At 64.6% G+C, this 4,829-nt stretch carries 5 protein-coding genes; 1 reads left to right on the top strand and 4 read right to left on the bottom strand.

Features of this window, described 5'->3' with window-relative positions; translation table 11 throughout:
• The coding region (locus tag ABZE94_RS20420) for a YitT family protein (protein WP_372877908.1) at positions 1-240 on the top strand (240 nt) is incomplete at its 5' end.
• A 37-nt stretch (positions 241-277) separates the two neighbouring features.
• On the opposite strand, the gene ABZE94_RS20415 is transcribed toward ABZE94_RS20420, so the two are convergent.
• The 4 genes from ABZE94_RS20415 to ABZE94_RS20400 all read right to left on the bottom strand — a co-directional run.
• Positions 278-736 carry a metallophosphoesterase family protein gene (locus ABZE94_RS20415; protein WP_372877906.1) on the bottom strand — a complete coding sequence of 153 codons (459 nt, stop codon included), beginning with the start codon at positions 734-736 and terminating at the stop codon, positions 278-280.
• Positions 737-1,249: 513 nt separating this feature from the next.
• Entirely contained in the window at positions 1,250-3,097 is a 1,848-nt protein-coding gene (gene ilvD, locus ABZE94_RS20410; protein ID WP_372877904.1) for a dihydroxy-acid dehydratase, read from the bottom strand.
• 305 nt (positions 3,098-3,402) lie between these two features.
• The gene (locus tag ABZE94_RS20405) at positions 3,403-4,257 is read right to left on the bottom strand and encodes an ABC transporter permease (RefSeq protein ID WP_372877902.1); all 855 of its coding nucleotides are present in this window, start codon (positions 4,255-4,257) and stop codon (positions 3,403-3,405) included.
• A gap of 268 nt (positions 4,258-4,525) precedes the next feature.
• Positions 4,526-4,829: ABC transporter permease subunit (locus tag ABZE94_RS20400; protein ID WP_372877900.1), on the bottom strand; the 304-nt coding region annotated here is incomplete at its 5' end.

The raw sequence follows: 4,829 nt of genomic DNA, 5'->3' as shown, positions 1-4,829 counted from the left end.
TTGATGCTGTTCCGCCATCGCGCCAGCCTGGGCGGGGTGAATATCCTCGCGCTGTACCTGCAGGAGCGTCTCGGCCTGCGCGCCGGCAAGGTGCAGATGGGCATCGATGTGGCGATAGTGCTGGCGGCGGTGTTCATCGTGTCGCTGGACAAGGTTGCGCTGTCGATCCTCGGCGCGCTGGCATTGAACCTGGTGCTGGCGATCAACCACCGCGCCGGGCGTTATATGGGCGTGAGCTGACGCGGCGATACCCGTTGGGAGCAGCGCGTCGGACGGCTCAGGGCGTCAACTCGATCAGCTCCGGTCGCAGTCGGCCCTGATCCAGATGCACGAAGCCCAGGCCGATGGGCAGGCTGAAGCGCCGCGGGCCGGCGCTGCCGGGGTTGATGTAGAACACGCCGTGGCGTTGTTCCAGGCGCGGCTTGTGGGAATGGCCGGCGACCACCACGGCGATTCCTTGCGCCTGTGGGTCGATGTCCAGCTCGGCCAGGTCGTGCAGCACGTAGAAGGCGGTGCGGCCGAACTTCACCACCAGGCGTTCGGGCAGGTCTTCGGCCCAGGCGCCCTGGTCGTTGTTGCCGCGCACCGCCGAGAGCGGGGCGATGGCCTGCAGTTGGGCGAGGATTTCCGGTTTGCCGATATCGCCGGCATGGATCAGGTGGTCGCAGCCCTGCAGCGCCGCCAGCGCCTCGGGGCGCAGCAGGCCGTGGGTGTCGGAGATCAGGCCGATTTTCATGCTGTCCTCCCCCTTCTAGCGTTTTTTCGCTGTCTGTATAGCGCGCGCCGACGTCCAGTGGATGCTGTTCCTCGATCCGGCGGATTGCCAGCAAGTACGAGGCGTTCCCCTGGCTCCTACACAGTTTGCTGCGCGACAGCGCTCCGTCGAAGGCGGCGAGCAAACTCTTATCAAATAACCCGTAGGTCATTGATTTTATGGGTTATTGCGTTTTCTGTAGGCGCGCCGCCCGATCTCGAGCAATCCGCCCGATCTGGGGTAGTCCACAATCCGTAGGGTGTCACTCGCCGCAGGCAGTGCACCATGGGTTCACCGGCGCGGCACAAAAGCTGGCGGGTTGTCGCTGCGCTCCGAAGCCGCCCTACGAACGGAACGCCGCCCGGTCGCTTCTACGGCAGGGGCCCGAGCACCCCGTTTGCTGCGCGACAGCGCGGCGTCGAAGACGGGGCGACCGCTCTTACAGATCGCGCGCAAAAGCCCGGCGCAAGGCCGGGCTTCTGTGGTGCGCGGTGCTTAGGGCACCAGCTTTTCCAGCAGCGCCTTGTCGCGTACCGCGCCCTTGTCGGCGCTGGTGGCGAGCAGGGCGTAGGCCTTGAGCGCGGTGGTGACCTTGCGTGGGCGTTGCTCCACCGGCTTCCAGCCTTTCTTGTCCTGTTCGTGGCGACGGTGGGCGATTTCTTCGTCGCTGAGCAGCAGGTTGATCGAGCGCTCGTGGATGTTGATCAGGATCTTGTCGCCTTCGCGCACCAGGCCGATGGCGCCGCCCGCGGCGGCTTCCGGCGAGGCGTGGCCGATCGACAGGCCCGAGGTGCCGCCGGAGAAGCGGCCGTCGGTGAGCAGGGCGCAGGCCTTGCCCAGCCCCTTGGACTTCAAATACGAGGTCGGATAGAGCATTTCCTGCATGCCCGGGCCGCCTTTCGGGCCTTCGTAGCGGATGATGACGATATCGCCTGCCTGCACTTCGTCATTGAGGATGCCACGTACGGCGCTGTCCTGGCTCTCGAAGATCTTGGCGTTGCCTTCGAAGATATGGATGGACTCATCCACGCCCGCGGTCTTCACCACGCAACCGTCGAGGGCGATGTTGCCGTAGAGCACCGCGAGCCCACCTTCCTGAGAATAAGCGTGCTCGACGCTGCGGATGCAGCCGTTCTCGCGGTCGTCGTCGACCGTGTCCCAGCGGGTGCTCTGGCTGAACGCAGTCTGGGTCGGAATGCCGGCCGGGCCGGCGCGGAAGAAGGTGTGCACGGCTTCGTCGTCAGTCTGGGTGATGTCCCACTTGGCGATGGCTTCGCTCATGCTTGTGCTGTGTACGGTCGGCAGGTCGGTGTGCAGCAGGCCGCCGCGGGCCAGGGAACCGAGTATGCTGAAGATGCCGCCGGCGCGATGGACGTCTTCCATATGGTATTTCTGGATGTTCGGCGCGACCTTGCACAGCTGCGGCACCTTGCGTGACAGGCGATCGATATCGCGCAGGTCGAAGTCGATCTCGGCTTCCTGGGCGGCGGCCAGCAGGTGCAGGATGGTGTTGGTCGAGCCGCCCATGGCGATGTCCAGGCTCATGGCGTTTTCGAACGCCTTGAAGTTGGCGACGTTGCGCGGCAGCACCGAGTCGTCGTTGTCCTGGTAATAGCGTTTGCACAGTTCCACCGCGGTGCGCCCGGCCTGCAGGAACAGCTGTTCGCGGTCGCTGTGGGTGGCCAGGGTCGAACCGTTGCCCGGCAGGGCCAGGCCCAGGGCTTCCATCAGGCAGTTCATCGAGTTGGCGGTGAACATGCCGGAGCAACTGCCGCAGGTCGGGCAGGCGCTGCGCTCGTATTCGGCGACCGTCTCGTCGCTGGCCGAATCGTCGGCGGCGATGACCATGGCGTCGACCAGGTCCAGGCCGTGGCTGGCCAGCTTGGTCTTGCCGGCTTCCATCGGCCCGCCGGAGACGAAGATCGCCGGGATGTTCAGGCGCAGGGCGGCCATCAGCATGCCGGGGGTGATCTTGTCGCAGTTGCTGATGCAGACGATGGCGTCGGCGCAGTGGGCGTTGACCATGTACTCGACCGAGTCGGCGATGATCTCGCGCGAGGGCAGCGAATAGAGCATGCCGTCGTGACCCATGGCGATGCCGTCGTCGACCGCGATGGTGTTGAACTCCTTGGCTACGCCGCCGGCGCGTTCGATCTCGCGGGCGACCAGTTGACCCATGTCCTTCAGGTGCACGTGGCCGGGCACGAACTGGGTGAAGGAGTTGGCGATGGCGATGATCGGCTTCTTGAAGTCCTCGTCTTTCATCCCGGTGGCGCGCCACAGGGCGCGGGCGCCGGCCATGTTGCGGCCGTGGGTGGAGGTTTTCGAGCGGTAGTCGGGCATGGCGATAAGTCCTGCAAAGGCTGTTCAGGTCACGCATTCGGTGGCAGTCGCCTGGGCGAGGGCCGCGTGCGCGCAACGGGCTGTTGGGGCGTATGTTGAGCCGGGTTCAGGCCCAAGGCAAACGGAAGTGACCGATTGCAGGGCTGGGGCGGAGGTTGGCGCGGGGTCTGCGCTGGCTCGGCCTGGTACACGTCCGCCTGGGTGCGGCAGCAAAGGGACGATTCTAAGCCCAGGCGGTGTGGCGGCGAAAGCGCGGAACGCTTAGTTAAAGCGCTGAGCGCTCAGTTAACTGACGTGTGAGCGGGTTATTCGATCAGTTCGACGCCGCGCAGGCGCTCGGAACGCCGGCGCAGCAGTTCGAGGGTGACCAGCAGGGCGATGGACACCAGGATCAGCAGGGTGGCGATGGCCAGGATGCTCGGGTTGATCTGCTCGCGCAGCCCCGAGAACATCTGCCGGGGAATGGTGCGTTGCTGCGGGCCGGCCATGAACAGGATCACCACCACCTCGTCGAACGAGGTGATGAAGGCGAACAGCGCGCCGGAAATCACCCCGGGACGGATCAGCGGCATGATGATGTCGAAGAACACCCGCAGCGGCGTGGCGCCGAGGTTCAGCGCCGCGCGCGCCAGGCTGTAGTCGAAGCCGGTCAGGGTCGCGGTCACGGTGATGATCACGAAGGGCGTGCCCAGGGCGGCGTGGGCCAGGATCACCCCCAGGTACGTGCCGGCCAGGCCCAGGTTGGAATAGAAGAAGAACATCCCCGCGGCGGTGATGATCAGCGGCACGATCATCGGCGACAGCAGCAGGGCGGTGATGAAGCGCCGGTAGGGCATGTCGTCGCGGGCCAGGCCGACGGCGGCGCAGGTGCCCAGCACGGTGGCGAGCAGGGTGGCGAAGATGCCGATCAGGAAGCTGTTCTGGATCGCCAGGATCCATTTCGGGTCGTTGAAGATTTCCTCGTACCAGCGCAGCGAGTAAGCCTCCGCCTGCAGGGTGAGCATGCCTTCGGTAAAGCTGAAGAACGGCTCGACGTTGAACGACAGCGGGATGATCACCAGGATCGGCATGATCAGGAACAGCAGCACCAGCCAGGAGCTGGTTTTCAATAGCCAGGTGCCGAAGTGGTGCCAGAAGCCAAAGTAGCTGGGGATTTTCATGTAGGGTCTGTTCCTGTTTCGTTCGTGAGCTGCGTTGCTGCGCCAAATGGTGCCAGGCTAGGCGCGGGACGCCGGCAATGGTGTTCCCTTGCCAAGTCCCGCAACGCCGCATGGCACCATTTGCCGCGCAACCCGGAGGGCCGGGCCAGTTTTTGCGCGGTGCTGCGTTACTCGTCGTTCATTTGGAATGCCAAACTTCTCTCCTCATGCCTTGCTCCGCGCAAAAACTGGCTCCGGCGCAGCCGCGAATGAAGCAGGAACAGACCCTTTATCCCAATTTGATGTTGCTGGCGCCGACGAAACGGTCGTACAGCCAGTACAGCAGGAGAATCAGGCCGAGCAGCAAGGAGCCCAGCGCGGCGGCCAGTTCCCAGTTGTTCGAGCGCTGCATATGGAAGGCGATGATGTTGCTGATCATCTGTCCGTCGGTGCCGCCGACCAGCGCCGGGGTGATGTAGTAGCCCACGGAAATGATGAACACCAGCAGGGCGCCGGCACTCAGGCCCGGCAGGGTCATCGGGAAGTAGATCCGGGCGAAGGCCGGAATCGGCTTGGCCCCGAGCGACATGGCG

The organism is Pseudomonas sp. (assembly GCF_041601375.1).
Lineage (GTDB): Bacteria > Pseudomonadota > Gammaproteobacteria > Pseudomonadales > Pseudomonadaceae > Aquipseudomonas.
Note: the sequence above shows the minus strand (reverse complement) of the source record. Positions and strands in the feature narration are given on the sequence as shown.